The organism is Streptomyces sp. CB01580 (genome assembly GCF_001905795.1).
Lineage (GTDB): Bacteria > Actinomycetota > Actinomycetes > Streptomycetales > Streptomycetaceae > Streptomyces.
In genome coordinates, this window is record NZ_LIXJ01000026.1 from 66,174 (window position 1) to 84,848 (window position 18,675).

Sequence of the window (18,675 nt, forward strand, 5' to 3'; positions counted from 1 at the left end):
TGACGACGGGGCCCGTGCCCCTTCCGTCACCAGCCGTCCTCGTCGGGCCGTAGCACGTACCGCAGGACGCCCCACATGCTTCGGTCATGTGCGGCGTCCTGCGCCGTGTCCGGGCCCGGCACGTCAGGGATCGAGGCGCCCGGGATCGAGGTGCCGGAGTCCGGTGTACCGGGCAGCGGTGCGCCCCGGGTCGGCGTGTCCGTCTCGCGGCAGTCGGTCAGCTCCTTGTGGAGGGCCTCCGCGTCGATGCCCGAACCGATCAGCACGAGTCGGGTGAGGCGTGGTTCGTCGCGTGTCCACGGCTGCGGCTCGAACCGCAGGAACCGCCCGACCGCGTGCAGCACGTACTTGTTGGCGCGATCGCCCGCGCCGAAGTCGACGAATCCCTTGATCCGATAGAGCCCCTGCGGCCGGGAGTCGAGGAAGTCCATCAGCCTGCGCGGGTTCATGGGCACGTCCGCGGTGAAGGACACGCTCTCGTACGCGGCATGCAGATGGTGCTCGTGCCCGTCGTCGGCCTCGGCCTCGGCCCGCTCCGCCAGCAGCAGGTCCTCGAAGGTGAGCTGGCGCGCCTTCTCCTCGCCGTCCGGACGCAGCGAGGGGTCGAAGAGCAGCTCGGGATCGACGCGTCCGTACGTGGCGCAGATGACGGCACCCGCGCCGCCACTCGGGGACCCGCCGGTGCCCGCTGCGGATCCGTCGGCGCCCGGTGCGCCGGCCGTGGCGACGGCCTCACGGATGCGGGCCAGTTCGTCGTCCCCGACCCGGTCGGTCTTGTTGAGGACGACGAGATCGGCGACGGCGAGATGGCGGGCGATCTCCGGATGGCGGCGCCGGGTGGCGGCGAACTCCGCCGCGTCCACGACCTCCACCAGACCGCCGTACATGACGCGCGGATTCTCGCTGGCCAGGAGCATGCGGACGAGCTCCTGCGGCTCCGCCAGTCCGCTGGCCTCGATGACGATCACGTCGAGCCGGGCCGAGGGCCGGGTCAGCGTCTCCAGAAAGGAGTCGAGCTCGCTCGCGTCGACCGCGCAGCACAGGCAGCCGTTGCCGAGCGAGACCGTCGAACCGACCTGTCCCGAAACCGTCATGGCGTCGATCTCGATCGAACCGAAGTCGTTGACGATCACGCCGATCCGGTTGCCCGCACGGTTGCGCAGGAGGTGGTTGAGCAGTGTCGTCTTGCCCGACCCCAGGAACCCCGCGAGGACGATGACCGGAATCTGCTGTGTGCGGGGTGGGGACGGGGGGTTCAACGGGGGCCTTCCTCCGGGTCGTCAGGGCGCCGGGACCGGCTGCGGCGGCGGTGTGCCGACGTAACGGGACGCCGGGCGGATGATCTTCGTGTCCTCCGCCTGCTCCAGGATATTGGCGCTCCAGCCGATCACCCGCGCCGCACAGAACGTCGGGGTGAACATCTCGCGCGGCAGCCCGCACAACTCCATGACGACCCCGGCGTAGAACTCCACGTTGGTGTGGAGCTCGCGGCCCGGCTTGAGCTCGGCGAGGATCGCCTCGACCTGCCGCTCGACCTCGACGGCGAGATCGACGAGCGGGCCGCCGAAGCTCTGGGCAATGGCGCGGAGCATGCGGGAACGGGGGTCCTCGGTGCGGTAGACGGGGTGGCCGAAGCCCATGATCCGCTCCCCCGCGAGCACCCGTTCACGGATCCAGTCGTCGATGCGGTCGGGGGTCCCGATGGCGTCCAGGGTGTCCAGGGCGCGGCTGGGTGCCCCGCCGTGCAGCGGCCCGGAGAGCGCGCCGACGGCCGCCACCAGGCAGGCGGCGACATCGGCCCCGGTGGAGGCGACGACCCGGCCGGTGAAGGTGGAGGCGTTGAAGCCGTGGTCGATCGTGGAGATCAGGTACTGCTCCACGGCCCTGACGCGTGCGGCGTCCGGCACGGAACCGTCGAGCATGTACAGGTAGTTGGCCGCGTACGGCAGATCGTCGCGGGGCTCGACCGGTTCGAGTCCCCGGCCGAGCCGGTGCAGGGCGGTGAGCACGGTCGGAACGGCGGCGCAGGCGGCCAGGGCGTCGTCGCGGCGCCGGTCGGCGTCGATGTCGTACACCGGCCGGAAGTGCGCCGAGGCGCCCAGGAGGGACAGGGCGGTGCGCAGACCGGCCAGCGGGCCGGCTACGGATCCCGCCCGGGCTATGGCGGGCAGGACCTCGCGCACCTCCGCAGGCAGTCGTCGCAGCGCGGCGGTCCGGGCGGTGAAACCGTCCCGGGCCGCGGCATCGGGCAGGCCGCCCTCGAACATCAGGTGCCAGACGTCCTCGAAGCTGCGGGTCCGCGCCAGCTCGATCGCCGAGTACTGGCGGTAGTGGTAGAAGCCCTCGCCGCCCCGGACGTCGCCGAGAGCCGTGTCCGTGACGACGACACCCGCGAGGCCCCGGGGTACGTCGAACGGCCTTCCGCCGGTCGTGGTCTGCATCGTTTCCTCCATGGGCGTACCGCCGAACCATCGATATTGATTCGACCATTCATGATTGACTTCAATCCTGTCAATGTTGATTGAATCAATATGGATACGGTTGACGGCATGAAGGATCAGGCAGTTCCGGAAGATGCCCCGGACCTGACGGCGGCGCGGCGGCTCAGCACGAAGGAGACGGCCGACCGTCTCGGGGTGAAGCCCGAGACGGTGTACGCGTACGTCAGCCGGGGCCAGCTGAGCAGCAGACGTGCCCCCGGCGGACGCGGCAGCACGTTCGACGCCACGGAGGTGGATGCTCTGGCCCGGCGCTCGGGCCGCCGCGAGTCCTCCGTCGCAGGCACCGGCGACCTGGTGTTCCGTACCGGCATCACGCTGATCGAGAGCGACCGCTACTACTTCCGCGGCGTCGACGCCACGGAACTGGCGCTGCGCCACTCCTACGAAGAGGTCGCCGAGTGGCTCTGGACCGGTGTCCTGCGGCCGGGGATCCGTTTCGCGGCGCCCACCGAGGCACTGGCGGCGGCGCGCCGGGCGGTCGGCGCGCTGCCCGCCCACAGCGGTTCGACGGACCGGTTGCGGGTGGCCGTGGTCGCCGCGGCGACGGCCGATCCGCTCCGCTTCGACCTCTCGCGCGAGGCGGTGATCGCCGGTGCGCGGAGCCTGATCCCGACGCTGGTCCGCGCGTTGCCCGCGGTGTCCGGCGGCCCGTCGACCGCCGACGACCGGGAACGGACCTCCGGCGAGGAGGAACGGACATCGGGCAAGGAGGTCGGGCTCGCCCGGCTGTTGTGGCCGAAACTCACCGCGCGCCCGGCGGACGGGCCGTCGGTCGCCGTGCTGGACACCGCGCTCGCCCTGCTGATCGACCACGATCTCGCGGCCTCGACGCTGGCCGCCAGGATGGCCGCGTCCGCCCACGCCCATCCGTACGCGGTGGTTTCCGCGGGCCTGGGGGTGCTGGAGGGCCCGCTGCACGGGGCGGCGAGCGGTCTGGCGCACCGGATGCTGGCGGAGGTCCTGGAACGGGGCAGCGCCGTCCCGGTGGTCGCGGACCAACTGCGCACCGGTCGCGGAGTACCGGGACTCGGGCACCGGCTCTACGCCTCCGAGGACCCGCGGGCGCGGACGCTGTTCGCCCTGCTCGCGGACGTCCCCGAGGCCGCGCCCGCGCTCGCCGCCGCGCAGGACGTGGTCGCCACGGCCGCCCGCCACGCACCCCTGCACGCCAACGTCGACCTGGCGCTGGCCGTGCTCTCGGTCTCCTGCGGCATGTCCGCGGAGGCGGGCGAGACGGCGTTCGCCGTGTCGCGCACGGCGGGCTGGATCGCACACGCGCTGGAGGAGTACGGGGAACGGCCGTTGCGCATACGGCCCAGTGGGCAGTACGGCGGTCCCCGTCCCCCACAGCCGCTCCCCACCGCCGAGCGCTGACAGGCCGACCGCCGGTCGGCCGCCGTACTGAACGACGGCCGACCGGCGATGGTCCGACCGGGGTGAACGACGGCCGGAGACCCTCCACGGGTCGCACGGGGCCTTGGACCCCGCGATGTGGTCGGCGGCTACACCGCTCCGGCACCGGTGAGCGCGCGGACCTCGGTCTCCGCGTGCTTGGCGGCATCGGGCGGCTCGGCAGAGGTCACCGTTCCGGCCCAGCCGGCCAGGAACCCCAGGGGGATGGAGACCAGACCGGGGTTCTCCAGGGGGAAGAAGTGGAAGTCGACCTCGGGGAAGAACGAGGCCGGGCTACCGGAGACGACCGGTGAGAACACCACGAGGAGTACCGCGGGAATCAGTCCTCCGTAGATCGACCAGACCGCTCCCCTCGTGGTGAAACGCCGCCAGAACAGGGAGTAGAGCAGAGCCGGGAGGTTGGCCGACGCGGCCACGGCGAAGGCCAGCCCGACCAGGAACGCCACATTCAGGTTCTGTGCGACCAGACCGAGCCCGATGGCCGCCAGTCCGATCCCGGCCGCGGCGACCCGGGCCACGGTGACCTCGCTGTACTGCTTGGAACCGGGACTCCTGAGCGAGGCGTAGAGATCGTGGGCGACGGAGGCGGAGGACGCGAGGGTGATCCCTGCGACGACGGCGAGGATGGTCGCAAAGGCGACGGCCGCCACCACGGCGAACAGAATCGTTCCCGCGGTGGAACCCTCGCCGCCGCCGAGGACCAGGGCCAGCAGCGGCACCGCCGTGTTCCCTGCGGCGTTCGACGCCCGCACGTCGGCCGGGCCGACCAGTGCCGCGGCCCCGAAGCCCAGCGCGATGGTCATCAGGTAGAAGCCGCCGATGAGTCCGATCGACCAGACGACCGACCTCCGGGCCGCGCGGGCGGTGGGCACGGTGTAGAACCGCGACAGGATGTGCGGCAGGCCCGCCGTACCGAGCACCAGAGCCAGGCCCAGGCTGATGAAGTCGACGCGCGCCGTCCAGGTTCCGCCGTACAGGAGACCGGGCGAGAGGAAACTGCTTCCGTGTCCGCTGCGCCGGGCCGCGGAGTCGAGCAATGCGTTGACGTCACCGTGGAAGCGGACCAGGACGAGAACGGTGAGCACGACCGCTCCCGCCATCAGCAGCATGGCCTTGACGATCTGGATCCACGTCGTGGCACGCATTCCGCCGAAGGAAACGTAGATCACCATGAGCGCTCCGACACCGATGACGGTCCAGGACCGGGCGGCACCGCTCGTACCACCGAGGAGCAGGGCGACGAGGCTGCCCGCGCCGACCATCTGAGCCACCAGATAGAGCAGGGAGACGGTGACGGACGACGTACCCGCGGCGATCCGCACCGGGCGCTCCGTCATGCGCGCCGCCACCACGTCGGCGAGCGTGAACCGGCCGCAGTTGCGGACCAGTTCGGCGATCAGCAGCAGAACCACGAGCCAGGCGACGAAGAACCCGACCGAGTAGAGCATGCCGTCGTAACCGAAGAGGGCGATCAGACCGGAGATGCCGAGGAAGGACGCCGCCGACATGTAGTCGCCCGCGATGGCGAAACCGTTCTCCATCGGGGAGAACAGCCGGCCGCCCGCGTAGAACTCCTCGGCCGAGCCGTGCCGGTTGCGGCTCACCCAGGTGGTGATGGCGAGCGTCACCACGATGAAGACGCTGAAGAGCACGAGCGCCAGCGTCTGGTGGTTCCCGCTCAACGGCCCGCCTCCCGTGTCATCTCCTGCGTCTCCCAGCGCAGTTCGAGCGCGGCGCGGTCCCTGCGCAGCCGTGCGTGTCGTACGTACGCCCAGGTGAGGAGGAACGTCGTCAGAAACTGCCCGAGGCCCGCGATCATCGCGACATTGACCGCCCCGGCCACCGGACGGGACATCAGTCCGGGCTCGGTGATCGCGACCACGACATAGGCGAGGTACCAGGCGAGGAAGGCGACTGTCGCGGGGAGGACGAAGCGCCTGTATCGGCGGCGCACCTCCTGGAAGGCTCCACTGCGCTGCACCTCCAGATAGATCTCGGCCGCGCTGTTGCCGCAGTGCGGGGCAGCGGGACCGGATGGCCCCGCGGGTGCGAACCTCCCCGCCCCGTCCAGCTCGCCCCAGCCGGAGGCGAGCGCGTCGTACCACGGGTCGTCGAGCCGCACCGCTGCGGCGTCACGCCCTGCTTCCTTCTCCACCGAACAACTCCCCTTGTCCACGGACCACTTCGGCCGCGTACCCAACAATGGGCGGATTGGGAAGATCTCGGGCAGTTCATTCGCCGGCGTTCACCTGATCAGGTGAACACCGGCCCGGGTGGCCGTGCGAAGCCCCGAACGTACGCATAGCGAACGGCCTGTGCGCGGTCGCGTACCCCGGCCTTGGCGAAGAGGTTGTTGATGTGACTCTTCACCGTGGCCTGCGAGATGTGCAGTCTGCGCGCGATCTCCGGGTTGGACAGCCCATCGGCGATCAGGACCAGCACCTCCACCTCACGCGGTGTCAGGCCGTCGGGCAGTCGTGGATCAGGAGACGCCTCGGGCGGAGGTGGCTGTGCGGTGACGTGTTCCAGCAGCCGCCGCTGCACGGACGGCGAGAGTCCGGCCTCTCCCGACAGCACCGCCTGGATGGCCCGCACGATCTCCTCTCCCCCGGCATCCTTGGTGAGATATCCCCGGGCCCCCGCCTGCAGCGCGGGGAAGAGCGAGTCGTCGTCCGCGAACGTCGTGAGCACCACCACCTGTGTTCCCGGATGGTCCCTGCGGATCCGCCGCGTTGCCTCCGCCCCGTCGCAACGGGGCATGCGCAGGTCCATCAGGACCACGTCCGGGGCCAACTCGGCCACGAGCGCGACCGCTTCCTCACCGTCCTTCGCCGAACCGACCACCTCGATCCCGGGCAACAGCCCCAACAGCATCACGATGCCTTCACGCACCACCGACTGGTCGTCGGCGACCACGACCCGCGCGTTCACGCGGGCACCCTCAGACTCACCACGAACCCCTCCTCGTACGAACCGGCCTCCAGCGTCCCGCCCAGCAGCTCGGCCCGTTCCCTCATCCCCGGCAGACCGTATCCGGAGCCGCTGCCGGTGAGCGCGCTCCCGGGCTCTCGTCCACCCGAGTCCCTGACCTCCAGGGCGACTTCGTCCGGCAGATACTCCAGACGCACGACGACTCTGGCACCCGGAGCGTGCTTGCGCACATTGGTCAGCGCCTCCTGCGCCACCCGGCGAACCGCCTGGGACGCCTCGGCACTCAGGGCCCGCCGCTCACCTGTCACATTGACCTCCGCCGGCTCCGCGGCCACCAGCTTGCACAGGAAGTCCTCCACCGGGGACACCTCCCCCCGGAGCGCCGAGAGCGCCTGCCTGGTCTCCGCGAGCCCCTCACGTGCCATGGAACGTGCTGCCACGACCCGCTCCAGCACCCGGTCCCGGAACTCCCCCGCCGGCTCGCGCTCGATGAGCAGCCGCGCCGCCTCCAGATGGACCAGTTGCGCCGAGAGGCTGTGGGCGAGCACGTCGTGGATCTCCCGGGCGATCCTCGCCCGCTCGTCCAGGGCCGCCGTCTCGGCCTCCGCGGCACGCGCCGCGCGCTCCTGCGCGAGGAGTCTCTGCGCGTTTCCACGGGCCTCGGCGTCCAGCCGGAGCACATAACCCGTAAGGGCCAGACCCACCGCGGTCAGGGCTGTGTTCAGCCAACCGTCGGTGTCGACCGCGGCGTACGCGCCGAGAGCGACGGCGGCGGCAGGAAGGCCCGCCACGAGCGGCAGCCTCTCCATGGAGACGACGGCGCAACCGCACCAGAGGACCGTGGCGGCGCTACCGGCACCGACCTGCTGCGCCCCGAACGCCGCCCCCGACAGCAGCGCCAGAAGCCCCAGCGAAGGCCACATCCGGTGGTCCAGGCTGGTCCGGAAGAAGGCCCGCGCGGCGACCGCACAGCCCAGGACGCCCATCAGTCCGAGTGCGGTCTGCCACGGCCCGAATCGTCCATCGGCGAAGGTGCCCCAGAGCAGGGCGGCGAGCAGGCCGAACCGCACGGACCAGGCGAGCACCGCCCGTGGCCGGCTGCGGGCCGCCGCCGAAAGCGCCTCTCTGGAAGGCCAGGTCGTCCAGATCGTGTGCGTCATGCCCGGTCCCTGCCCACCATGCGTGCCGGCGCCTCATGACCCGGGCCGCCGTGCACCGCGTCCAGCCGCCGGGCCCGCCACATCAGCACACCGCCGCGCACCGCCAGGGTCACGGAGAGAGCCGACAACAGTGCGGAACTGTTCTGCCGTATGCCCACCAGCGTGGCGGCCCCGTACAGAGACGCCCTCAGCGCCAGTCCGCCCGCCCAGACGAAGACGGTCGCCCTGCCGCCCTTGGTCCACAACGAGCCGTCCGCCCCGCGCCACAGGCGGGAAGTCCGGCCCCAGGCGGCGCCGGTCACCAGCGCCACCGCCAGTTCCGCGCACAGGAACACCACGGCCGACGCCGCGTGACGCGGATCGACGAGTCCGGGCTCCCGCAGCGATACGACGAGGAGGATGCCCGGCAGGACCCACCAGCGCCTGTCATCGGAGATCCGCTGGGCCGAGAACTGACGGACCACGACGGCGACAACGACGGCGATGATCGCCAGGACATCGACGAACCCCGGCATGGCTGCCTCCGTGATGCGGGAAGATCGGACGCCTTCGACGCTACGGAATCGACCGGGTCACGGGATCGGCTCAGGGGTTGATCACGGGTGGAGATGCCGTCTCCACCCACGGGTGGAGAGCCCGGGCGGTGGAGGCCCCGGGCAACGGACGCCCGGGGTGGAGACGGCAGTGCTCAGGCGTCGATGCGCGAGCGGTCGAGGGTGGCCGCCGAGCTGGTGATGAACTCCTTGCGCGGAGCCACTTCGTTCCCCATCAGCAGATCGAAGACCTGCTCGGCCGCTTCCAGGTCGCCGATGTTGATCCGCCGTAGCGTGCGGTGGCGGGGGTCCATCGTGGTCTCCGCCAGCTGGTCGGCATCCATCTCGCCCAGCCCCTTGTAGCGCTGGATCGAGTCCTTGTACCGGATGTTCTTCCGCTGCAGTTCCAGCAGCCGCTGGCGCAGTTCGTTGTCGGAGTACGTGTAGATGTACTTGTCCTGGCCCTTCTTGGGCTGGACGAGTTCGATCCGGTGCAGCGGGGGCACGGCGGCGAAGACCCGGCCGGCCTCGACCATGGGCCGCATGTACCGCTGGAACAGCGTCAGCAGCAGGATGCGGATGTGCGCGCCGTCGACGTCGGCGTCCACCAGCAGGACGATCTTCCCGTAGCGGGCGGCGTCGATGTCGAAGGTCCGTCCGGACCCGGCTCCTATGACCTGGATGATCGCACCGCACTCGGCGTTCTTCAGCATGTCCGAGACGGACGCCTTCTGCACATTGAGAATCTTGCCCCGGATCGGCAGCAGTGCCTGGAACTCGCTGTTCCGGGCGAGCTTGGCCGTACCGAGCGCGGAGTCGCCCTCGACGATGAAGAGTTCGCTGCGGTCGACGTCGTCGCTGCGGCAGTCGGCGAGCTTCGCGGGCAGCGATGAGGACTCCAGTGCCGTCTTCCGGCGCTGGGCGTCCTTGTGCTGACGCGCGGCGATGCGGGTGCGCGCGGCCGCCACCGCCTTGTCCAGAATCGCCCTGGCCTGCGCCTTCGCGTCGCGCTTCGTCGAGGTGAGGAACGCCTTGAGCTCCTTGGCCACGACGTTGGCGACGATCCGGTTGGCCGCCGAGGTGCCGAGCACCTCCTTGGTCTGGCCCTCGAACTGCGGTTCCGCCAGCCGCACCGTCACGACCGCGGTGAGCCCCTCCAGCGCATCGTCCTTGACGATGTCGTCCTCGGCCACACGGAGCAGCTTGGCGGACCGCAGCGCCTCATTGATGGTCTTGGTCACGGAGCGTTCGAACCCGGTGACGTGCGTACCACCCTTGGGGGTGGCGATGATGTTGACGAAGGACTTGACGGTGGTGTCGTATCCGGTGCCCCAGCGCATGGCGATGTCGACCCCGAGTTCACGGGTGACCTCGGTCGCCGTCATGTGCCCGCGCTCGTCCAGGACCGGCACGGTCTCCTTGAACGTGCCCTGCCCCGACAGGCGGAGCACGTCGCAGACCGCCTTGTCCTGGGCGAGGTACTCGCAGAATTCGCTGATTCCGCCGTCGAAGTGGAAGGTCTCCTCCGACTTCCCCTCGCCGTCGAGACCGCGCTCGTCGCGCACGACGATCGTGAGGCCGGGCACGAGGAAGGCCGTCTGCCGCGCCCTCTGGTGAAGCGTCTCCAGGCTGAGCTTGGCGTCCTTGAGGAAGATCTGCCGGTCCGCCCAGTAGCGCACCCTCGTGCCGGTGCGGGCCTTCGGCACCCGCTTGCCCTTGATCAGACCGTTGGCCGGGTCGAACGGGCTGTCCGGCCCCTGCTCGGTGAAGATCCCCGGCACTCCGCGCCGGAAGCTGATCGAGTGGGTCGCGCTGCTGCGGTCGACCTCGACGTCGAGCCGGGCGGAGAGGGCGTTGACCACGGAGGCGCCCACGCCGTGCAGTCCGCCCGACGCGGCGTACGAACCGCCGCCGAACTTTCCGCCGGCGTGCAGCTTCGTCATCACGACCTCGACGCCGGACAGGCCCGTCTTCGGCTCGACGTCGACCGGGATCCCGCGGCCGTTGTCCCTGACCTCGACGGAGTTGTCGTCGTGGAGGACGACCTCGATGCGGTCGCAGTAGCCGCCCAGGGCCTCGTCGACGGAGTTGTCGATGATCTCCCAGAGGCAGTGCATGAGACCACGGCTGTCCGTGGACCCGATGTACATGCCAGGACGCTTGCGAACCGCTTCGAGCCCTTCGAGTACGAGGAGATGCCGCGCGGTGTAGTTGGAACCGTCTCGGTCTGCTCCGGTCAGCAGCGCAGTGGACGGCACGGACGTATCGGCGGTCACGCGGTTCGCTCCTCGCTGAATTTCTTTTTGGGGCCCAGTGGGTAAGGGGTTCGGCTTCGGTCGCCGCTGAGAGGGTACCGAGGCCTGGTAGAGCGGTTGTCACGCCACCCTCCGAGAACCCTCACACTAGTCCAGCCTCGCATGCACGTTCGATCCCTCGGGGGAGTGACGCGCACATCACGTTCCCTTCCAGGCATGAACCATTTAGGCTCCGGGCACGTCCTCATGAACAAACCGGCAAGCCGGCCGGGAGGACTGAACCACCGAGACAAGCAACGCGAAACCGTAGCGCTACGCAATACGGCACATTCGCCGCCAACCGGCAACAAACAGCCATCTTGAGAAGAAGTTTCAAAGAAAAGCCACGAGCGGGAACGTTTTCGGCCTGGTTGGATGTTGACCCTGGTACGACAGCTCGTCGAGCTAGAGAAGAGGCGACGTGACTACTGTTCTGACCCCCGCGAGCCCGCTGACCGCAGCAGACCGCTGTGACCGCTGCGGCGCCCAGGCATATCTGCGCGTCGTCCTGATCAGCGGCGGTGAGCTGCTCTTCTGCGCCCACCATGGTCGCAAGTTCGAGCCGGAACTCAAGAAGATCGCCGCGGAGATACAGGATGAGACGGACAGGCTGACGGCCGTGCCGGGGCACGCCGTCGAAGAGGAACGGCACTGACACCTCGCATCCACGACGAGCCAGGGCCAGGTCTCGACCTGGCGATGGGCGGCTTCCGTGCGGAAGCCGCCCGTTCTCGTCGTCACGGCCCGGCGCCGTTCAGACACCCTCCGGAATCCAGCCGATGGCGGCGGAGACGCGGGTGTACACACCGGGGCTGCCCGCCTGGCCGCATCCGTCCCCCCAGGACACCAGCCCGATGAGCCGCCCTCGGGCCACCAGCGGCCCTCCGCTGTCCCCCTGGCAGGCGTCGTACGCGCCCTGCGGTTCGCCGGCGCAGAGCATCGCCGAGGCGTCGTACGTGCCGTTTCCGTCCCCGGGGTAGGCCCGCTCGCACGTGCTGTCCGACAACACGCTCACCTTCGCGGCGCGAAGTGACGAAGCGTAGTCGCTGTTACCGGTCGTGTCACCCCACCCGTAGACCATCGCGCTCGTACCCGGTTTGTACGCCGTGTCGCCGGATTCGGCCATGGGGATCACGTTCTTCGCGGGGAGCGCGTCGGCCAGGGTGAGCACCGCCAGGTCCCCGGCGTTCGTCGAGGGGTCGAACCTCGGGTTGCTCCACGCCGCCTGCACGGGGATCTCCTGGCCATCGGTTCCGCGCAGGCTGTCCCGGCCCACGATCACCTTCAGGTCACGCACCCGGCCGACATCGACACCGAGCGCCGCCCGGCTCAGGCAGTGCGCGACGGTGAGCACCTTCCTCGGCGCCACGACGACGCCTCCGCAGAACTGACCGGCGCGCGCGCCCCCGAAACGCTCCCGACTGGACAGGGCCACGACCCAGGGACTGTCCTTGACGTGTGCGGGCTGACCACCGATGACGATGCTGTCCGCGGCGGCGGGGGCGGAGAGTCCGAACGGTAACGCGACCGTGGCGGCGACCAGGGCGAGCGCCCCTGACATGGCGTGAAAGACGGTACGGGACATGCGCGCTCCTGACTCTGTGGTGAACACCTCCTACCCAGAGTCGTCGCAGCCGACCCCGGGCGCACCCTCAGATACGCCGAGGGCCCGGCTCCCCATGGGATCCGGGCCCTCTGTGCGAGAACTCCGACGAGGCCTCCGGCCTAGTCGAGGTAGTCGCGCAGCACCTGCGAACGCGACGGGTGGCGCAGCTTCGACATGGTCTTGGACTCGATCTGCCGGATGCGCTCACGCGTCACGCCGTAGACCTTGCCGATCTCGTCCAGCGTCTTCGGCTGGCCGTCGGTGAGTCCGAAACGCATCGAAACGACGCCCGCCTCGCGCTCGGAGAGGGTGTCGAGCACCGAGTGCAGCTGCTCCTGGAGGAGCGTGAAGCTGACCGCGTCGGCCGGGACGACCGCCTCGGAGTCCTCGATCAGATCACCGAACTCGCTGTCTCCGTCCTCGCCCAGCGGGGTGTGGAGGGAGATCGGCTCGCGGCCGTACTTCTGGACCTCGATGACCTTCTCGGGCGTCATGTCGAGTTCCTTGGCCAGCTCCTCCGGCGTGGGCTCACGGCCCAGGTCCTGGAGCATCTGGCGCTGCACACGGGCGAGCTTGTTGATGACCTCGACCATGTGCACCGGGATGCGGATGGTGCGGGCCTGGTCGGCCATGGCGCGGGTGATCGCCTGACGGATCCACCAGGTGGCGTACGTGGAGAACTTGTAGCCCTTGGTGTAGTCGAACTTCTCGACCGCGCGGATCAGACCGAGGTTGCCCTCCTGGATCAGGTCCAGGAAGAGCATGCCGCGGCCGGTGTAGCGCTTGGCCAGCGACACCACGAGACGGAGGTTGGCCTCCAGCAGGTGGTTCTTGGCGCGGCGACCGTCCTCGGCGATGATCTCCAGCTCGCGCTTGAGCTTCGGCGCGAGCTTGTCGGAGTTCGCCAGCTTGTCCTCCGCGAACAGACCGGCCTCGATGCGCTTGGCAAGCTCGACCTCCTGCTCGGCGTTGAGGAGGGGGACCTTCCCGATCTGCTTCAGGTAGTCCTTGACCGGGTCGGCGGTGGCACCGGCGACGGCGACCTGCTGCGCGGGCGCGTCGTCCTCGTCGTCGTCGGAGAGGACGAAGCCCTTGTTCTCGCCCTCGCCCTCCTCGTCCTCGCCCTTGGCGACCTTCACGTCCTCGACCAGGTCGTCGCCGTCGAGGAGGTCGTCGTCCTGCTTCCCGGCCTTCTTCGTAGCTGTCTTCTTCGCCGCCGTCTTCTTCGCGGCGGTCTTCTTGGCTGCCGTCTTCTTGGCTGCCGCCTTCTTCGCGGGTCCGGCCGCGGCGGCGTCGCCGGCCGCCGTGCCCACGGCCTCTGCCGACGGGGCGGCAGCGGCCGCGACGGTCCTGGTCACGGTCGTCTTGGCCGCGACGGTCTTGGTGGCGGTGCGCTTGACCGGGCTCTTTGCTGCGACGCTCTTGCGGGCACGTTTGGACGGCTCCGCGGCACTGACCATCAGCGTCACACCCTCTTCCTCGAGGATCTGATTGAGGCTGCGCAGAACATTCTTCCACTGGGTTGGCGGAATCTGGTCAGCCTCGAAGGCCCGACGCACGTCATCGCCGGCGATCTGCCCATCAGCCTTTCCCCGCTCGATGAGCGCCATCACAGACTCGGACTCGGCGATCTCCGGCGGGAGCGTACGGGATGTGCTGGCCGACACGAACAACCTCTCGGAACGATGGAAACGGCTTCCGGCCCGGCCCTGGAGAGGACCGGAGCCGACGACCGCCGGGCTGGGAATGTACCGACGGCGCGGGTTTGGCCTCAGAACTGCACAGCGCACTGAACGGCTGCTGTATTCCTTCCGTGGCGGTCACCTCTTAGGTCATCGCACTGCTTCGAGGAGTGTTACGCCCAATCCGCGTGGCCCGAGTCACACCTCATTTGCGACGAAAGTGATCAAGAGTGCTATCCCGCCACAATTATGTCGCCGGACCGCAGGGGTCCGGCGACATGCGGTTCACACACCTGACCGTGCTCTGTTCAGTGCTCGCGGGGCGCTGGCACCACCCGTTCCACCTCGGGGTGGACGACGAGCAGTTGACGCATGGCCGCCTCGGCACCCGACGCGTCCCCCGACGCGAGGGCGTCGACGATCCGGGCGTGGTGGGCGAGGGACGCTTCGGTGGGGCGGTCGCAGCTCGTGGCGGGACCACCCGAGACCTGCAGGGCCGCCGCGACGATTCCGGACAGGTGCTCCAGCATGCGGTTGCCCGCGGCCTGGATGAGCAGGGAGTGGAACTCCGCATCGGCCCGCGAGCCGGTGATCACGTCGCCCTGCCCGAGGGCGTGCCCCATGATCTCGACCATGTCACCGAGACGCTGCTGGATGTCCTCGCGGCCGTGGCCCGCCGCGAGACGGGCCGCGAGCGGCTCGATGGTCCACCGGAGCTCCCCCAGCTCGCGCCGCTGGTCCTCGCGCTGCGGGCCGAAGGCACGCCATTCGATGATGTCGGGGTCGAGCAGATTCCAGTCGCTGACGGGGCGGACCCGGGTGCCCACGTTGGGCCGGGCGCTGACCAGACCCTTCGCCTCGAGGACGCGCAGTGATTCACGGACGACGGTGCGGGAGACCTCGAAGCGCTGGCCGATCTCCTCCGGCACGAGCGGGCGGTCGGCGCCCAGGTCTCCGGAGACGATCATCTGACCCAGCTGCTGAACGAGTTGGCCGTGCAGGCCGCGCCCCCGGCTGGCAGAGCCGCGCCGGCCGGCCCGGCCGAGCTCGGCATCGGACCCTTCCCAGGAACGCAGAGCGGCGCGCTCGCCGGCCGGCGCCTCCGCATACGAGTAGCGGTCGAGTTCACCCGGGCCGGCGAGACCGGAATCGGCGGAGCGGGCGGCGGTCATCATGGTGTGCGCAAGGGTACTCACGCATCCTTTGTCGGCGCGGCTCCTCCGCCCCTTGAGGTCTTTGGTGAAAAGCACACGAAAGGGTGATCGGCACCCGCCCGCCAATTGACGCCTTATCTCCTCAAATCAGGCATTTTCAAGGGAGTTGTGATCCCGAAACGGCTCGTTGTCGCCCACGGTCACCAACGAACCCTGGCGCGAAGGCCGGTGAGTACGTAGGCGCAGACCAGGGTCGACAGCGAGAGCGACAAGGCAGCCCCCACCGGTTGGTCCACCACACGTAGGGCGGCCGCCAGCCACCGCTCCGCCTCGTGCGGCCAGTGCGGCCAGTGCGGCCACACCAGTTCACGGAGTCTGCCGGGCAGCCCGACGGCCGGGCGGGAGCCCGATCCCGTCGGCACCGCCCGGATCAGCGGAACGACGAGTACGGGCACGGCGAGCACGGCGGCGACCCCGGCCGCCGTCGCCCTGAAGACCCCGGCGCCCAGCAGGCCCGCCCAGGCGCAGCCGACGGTCAGCCCCACCCAACTCGCGCCCAGCGTCGGAGAATTATGGACGATTGCTGTCAAATCGGCGCCGCTTAGGAGGTAGTAGGTCCCCGCGGAGGTCAGTACGACGGCCGCGGCGAGCACCAGAGCGACTCCGGCCGACACCACCAGCTTGGCGAGGAGCAGCCCGAGGCGGCGCGGGACGGTGCCGCACCCCGCCGCGAGGGCGGGGTGGCGGAATTCGTCGCCGAACGAGAGCGCGCCGAGCAGCCCGGCCCCGATCGCCGCGGGCGGCAGCGGCAGTGGCGACGGCCAGGCCACCAGCACCCTGTGCAGTGGGGCATGCCCGGAGAGTGCGAGGAGCGCGGAGATTCCGAGCGAGACGGCAAGGACGGCGGCGGTGACCAGAGTTGTCGTACCGGTACCGAGGAAGCGACGCAGTTCGTAGCGCAGCGGCTGGAGGGGGCCGCGGGCGGGCCGGCGTCTGATCGGCGGCGCGGGTCGCACGCCGTTCGCCCGTGCGGCCGGGCGTGGTTCGGCTTCCACGGACCCGGCGGCGACGGCCGGTGGGTCGACAGTGCGCGGCGGACGGGCGTCGGCGACCTCGTCGGCGAGTCCGAGCACCGGGAGACCGTGCCGGAAGGCCGCGTCGCCGATCTCGGCGCAGGTGGCCCCGTACACGAAGAGCCGGCCCCCCGTCCCGGCGACCACCTCGACGGGGCGTTTCGCAGCCCGGGCCTCACGCCCGACGACGGCGGCGAGGCGGGCGGCGTGCGGACTGCGCACCGCGACCCGGGGACGGAGGCGGGCCCGGGAGAAGCCGCCCGCGCTCTGGTCGGCGACGAGCCGCCCCGCGTCGACGGTGACCACTCGGTCGGCGGTCCGCAGGGCCTCCTTGGCGTCGGTCGTAGTGCACAGAACCGTTCCGCCGCGGGCCGCCCGGTCCCGGATCAGCCGGTGCACCCAGCTCGCCTCCTGCGGCGAGAGCCCTTCGGCGGGATCGTCGAGGACGAGCGTGTGCGGGTCTCCCAGCAGGGCCGACGCGAATGCGAACATGCGGTCCATGCCGAGCGACAGGGCGTCGATGCGCTGGTCCCTCATCCCGGCGAGACCGACGAGTTCCAGCACCTCGTCGGCCCTGGAGGCCGGTACGCCCACGGCGGCGCAGAGCATGCGGAGGTGCCCCCGGACCGTACGGGCGGGGTGCCCGGGTACGTCGCCGAGGAGCACCCCCACCTCGTGCGCGGGGTGCTCGATCCGGTGCAACGGCCTGCCCCGGAAATACGTGACCCCCCGCCCCGGGTCGAGTTCGAGCATCAGGCGGAGGACCGCGGTCTTGCCCGATCCGGGCGCGCCCAGAAGTGTGGTGACATGACCGGGCCGGGCTTCGAAGGTGAGATCGTCCACGACGGCCGGATGGCCGCGGCGGGGTGCGCTGGTGAGTCCGATGGCCTGGAGCATCGCTTCTCTCGCGGAGGATGAGACCGCTCGGCGGCAGGGTGGGTACCGCAGCACGATAACGCGACGTATCCGACTTTTTGCGCAGGGTCGACCCTGCGGGTGTTCCGCGAGGTCAGACCTCCGGCCTCAGCATCGGCGGGTTGAGCACCGTCGCCGCGCCGGCCCGGAAGAGCTGGGCGGGACGGCCGCCCTGCCGAGTGGTCGTCCCCCCGGAGGGCACCAGGAAGCCCGGGGTGCCCGTCACCTTGCGGTGGAAGTTCCGGGGGTCCAGAACCACGCCCCACACCGCCTCGTACACCCGTCGCAGTTCACCGACCGTGAACTCCGGTGGACAGAAGGCGGTGGCCAGTGAGGAGTACTCGATCTTGGAGCGTGCGCGTTCGACGCCGTCGGCGAGGATCTGCGCGTGGTCGAAGGCGAGCGCGGCCTGATTCTCGCCCTCGCGGCCGTCCTTGGCCTCGGCTGCGAGCAGGTCCTCGACAGGCGCCCAACGGGCGTAGTTCGCGTCACCGCCCGCCCGGGGCGCGGGCAGGTCCGGGGCCAGCACCAGATGGGCGACACTGACGACTCTCATTCTGGGATCGCGGCCAGGGGCACCGTACGTGGCCAGCTGCTCCAGATGCGCACCGTTGCCGACCGCCGGTGCCGCCGGGTCCTGGGCGCACAGGCCGGTCTCCTCGGCCAGTTCGCGCGCCGCGGCGGCACCGAGGTCCTCGTCGGCCCTGACGAAGCCGCCGGGCAGTGCCCATCTGCCCTGGAAGGGCGGTTCACCCCGGCGTACGACCAGTGCGCAGAGCGCGTGACGGCGCACCGTGAGCACAACCAGGTCGACGGTGACTGCGAAGGGCGGGAAGGTCGACGGGTCGTAGGGCGGCATGCCGTGATCATAGTCGTCTTCCTGACGATAAACACTCCCTTCGCCGTGCTCCCGGGCCCGACTGTCGCTCTCGCGCCATTCGTTGCGTCCGTTGCCTCGCCCGTCGTCCCGTATGGACCGGATTGCTGGCGGGGCACGGCGGCGGCTCCCCCGCCCGCCCGTGCCATGCGGCATGTCGTCATCGACCGCTCCTGGAACCGCGGCGGTTCGGGGGTGTCTGCGCCGAACGGCGTCGGGAGGACGTCGGCCCCGGGCCGACGGGTCCCCGTGGCGGCTTCGTGCGCCGGCCGGTGGTCGGGCGGACCGACCGGTGTCGTGCGCGGCGTTCCTCGCGGGGACGCCCGGTGCGCTCCGTGGCCCGGCCCCGCTCGGCCGCCCGGGGGCCGCGCTCGCCGCGAAGGCAACGGCGCAGCGTTTCCGGATCCAGCCCCTGATTGCACGCCTCGTGGAGAAGCTGGGCGAAGGTGTAGTGCGGGTCCGCGCGCAGGGCGAGGCCGAGTGCGACCCGCGCACCGGGTTCGTCGCCGGTGGACCTTCTCTGCACTAACGCGGTT

16 protein-coding genes are annotated in these 18,675 nt (G+C 70.2%); 2 read left to right on the top strand and 14 right to left on the bottom strand.

Annotated elements, in window-relative coordinates; genetic code table 11:
- Positions 1-26 precede the first annotated feature (26 nt).
- Together AMK22_RS29075 and AMK22_RS29080 are read right to left on the bottom strand one after the other, a co-directional pair.
- Positions 27-1,259, bottom strand: a complete 1,233-nt coding sequence (locus tag AMK22_RS29075; protein WP_073789890.1) for a CobW family GTP-binding protein — start codon at positions 1,257-1,259, stop codon at positions 27-29.
- Positions 1,260-1,280: 21 nt separating this feature from the next.
- Entirely contained in the window at positions 1,281-2,441 is a 1,161-nt protein-coding gene (locus AMK22_RS29080) for a citrate synthase/methylcitrate synthase (RefSeq protein ID WP_073789892.1), read from the bottom strand.
- Between the two features lie 108 nt (positions 2,442-2,549).
- On the opposite strand from AMK22_RS29080, the gene AMK22_RS29085 reads away from it, so the two are divergent.
- On the top strand, positions 2,550-3,875 hold the full coding sequence (locus tag AMK22_RS29085; RefSeq protein WP_073789894.1) for a citrate synthase: 1,326 nt from the start codon (positions 2,550-2,552) through the stop codon (positions 3,873-3,875).
- A 128-nt stretch (positions 3,876-4,003) separates the two neighbouring features.
- Here the strand turns inward: AMK22_RS29085 and AMK22_RS29090 are convergent, their stop codons facing one another.
- The 6 genes from AMK22_RS29090 to AMK22_RS29115 all read right to left on the bottom strand — a co-directional run bounded on the left by AMK22_RS29090 (position 4,004) and on the right by AMK22_RS29115 (position 10,814).
- Positions 4,004-5,596: a solute symporter family protein gene (locus tag AMK22_RS29090; RefSeq protein WP_073789895.1), complete on the bottom strand. Its 1,593-nt coding sequence runs from the start codon at positions 5,594-5,596 to the stop codon at positions 4,004-4,006.
- Positions 5,593-6,036, bottom strand: a complete 444-nt coding sequence (locus AMK22_RS29095; protein WP_073789897.1) for a DUF485 domain-containing protein — start codon at positions 6,034-6,036, stop codon at positions 5,593-5,595. The genes AMK22_RS29090 and AMK22_RS29095 overlap by 4 nt, the downstream gene beginning before the upstream one ends.
- A gap of 131 nt (positions 6,037-6,167) precedes the next feature.
- Positions 6,168-6,845, bottom strand: coding sequence for a response regulator transcription factor (locus AMK22_RS29100; protein ID WP_073789899.1), 678 nt, complete (start codon positions 6,843-6,845; stop codon positions 6,168-6,170).
- Positions 6,842-8,005, bottom strand: a complete 1,164-nt coding sequence (locus AMK22_RS29105) for a sensor histidine kinase (protein WP_073789900.1) — start codon at positions 8,003-8,005, stop codon at positions 6,842-6,844. The genes AMK22_RS29100 and AMK22_RS29105 overlap by 4 nt, the downstream gene beginning before the upstream one ends.
- Positions 8,002-8,520: a DUF1453 domain-containing protein gene (locus AMK22_RS29110; protein ID WP_073789902.1), complete on the bottom strand. Its 519-nt coding sequence runs from the start codon at positions 8,518-8,520 to the stop codon at positions 8,002-8,004. The genes AMK22_RS29105 and AMK22_RS29110 overlap by 4 nt, the downstream gene beginning before the upstream one ends.
- Before the next feature lie 173 nt (positions 8,521-8,693).
- Positions 8,694-10,814: a DNA gyrase/topoisomerase IV subunit B gene (locus tag AMK22_RS29115; protein ID WP_073789904.1), complete on the bottom strand. Its 2,121-nt coding sequence runs from the start codon at positions 10,812-10,814 to the stop codon at positions 8,694-8,696.
- Positions 10,815-11,253: 439 nt separating this feature from the next.
- On the opposite strand from AMK22_RS29115, the gene AMK22_RS29120 reads away from it, so the two are divergent.
- Positions 11,254-11,487 (top strand): DUF7455 domain-containing protein, encoded by a 234-nt coding sequence (locus tag AMK22_RS29120; RefSeq protein ID WP_073789906.1) that lies wholly within the window; start codon positions 11,254-11,256, stop codon positions 11,485-11,487.
- Positions 11,488-11,586: 99 nt separating this feature from the next.
- On the opposite strand, the gene AMK22_RS29125 is transcribed toward AMK22_RS29120, so the two are convergent.
- The 6 genes from AMK22_RS29125 to AMK22_RS41215 form a co-directional block, all read right to left on the bottom strand.
- A complete protein-coding gene (locus AMK22_RS29125) occupies positions 11,587-12,417 on the bottom strand; it encodes a S1 family peptidase (RefSeq protein WP_073789907.1) in 831 nt (276 codons plus the stop codon).
- Between the two features lie 140 nt (positions 12,418-12,557).
- On the bottom strand, positions 12,558-14,105 hold the full coding sequence (locus tag AMK22_RS29130) for an RNA polymerase sigma factor (protein WP_073789923.1): 1,548 nt from the start codon (positions 14,103-14,105) through the stop codon (positions 12,558-12,560).
- Between the two features lie 323 nt (positions 14,106-14,428).
- Positions 14,429-15,316: a FadR/GntR family transcriptional regulator gene (locus AMK22_RS29135; protein WP_199883346.1), complete on the bottom strand. Its 888-nt coding sequence runs from the start codon at positions 15,314-15,316 to the stop codon at positions 14,429-14,431.
- Between the two features lie 158 nt (positions 15,317-15,474).
- On the bottom strand, positions 15,475-17,244 hold the full coding sequence (locus AMK22_RS29140) for an ATP-binding cassette domain-containing protein (RefSeq protein ID WP_073789911.1): 1,770 nt from the start codon (positions 17,242-17,244) through the stop codon (positions 15,475-15,477).
- Positions 17,245-17,356: 112 nt separating this feature from the next.
- Positions 17,357-18,121 (bottom strand): NUDIX hydrolase, encoded by a 765-nt coding sequence (locus AMK22_RS29145; protein WP_073789912.1) that lies wholly within the window; start codon positions 18,119-18,121, stop codon positions 17,357-17,359.
- Positions 18,122-18,299: 178 nt separating this feature from the next.
- Positions 18,300-18,665, bottom strand: coding sequence for a DUF4192 family protein (locus AMK22_RS41215; protein ID WP_443333323.1), 366 nt, complete (start codon positions 18,663-18,665; stop codon positions 18,300-18,302).
- Positions 18,666-18,675: the final 10 nt, after the last annotated feature.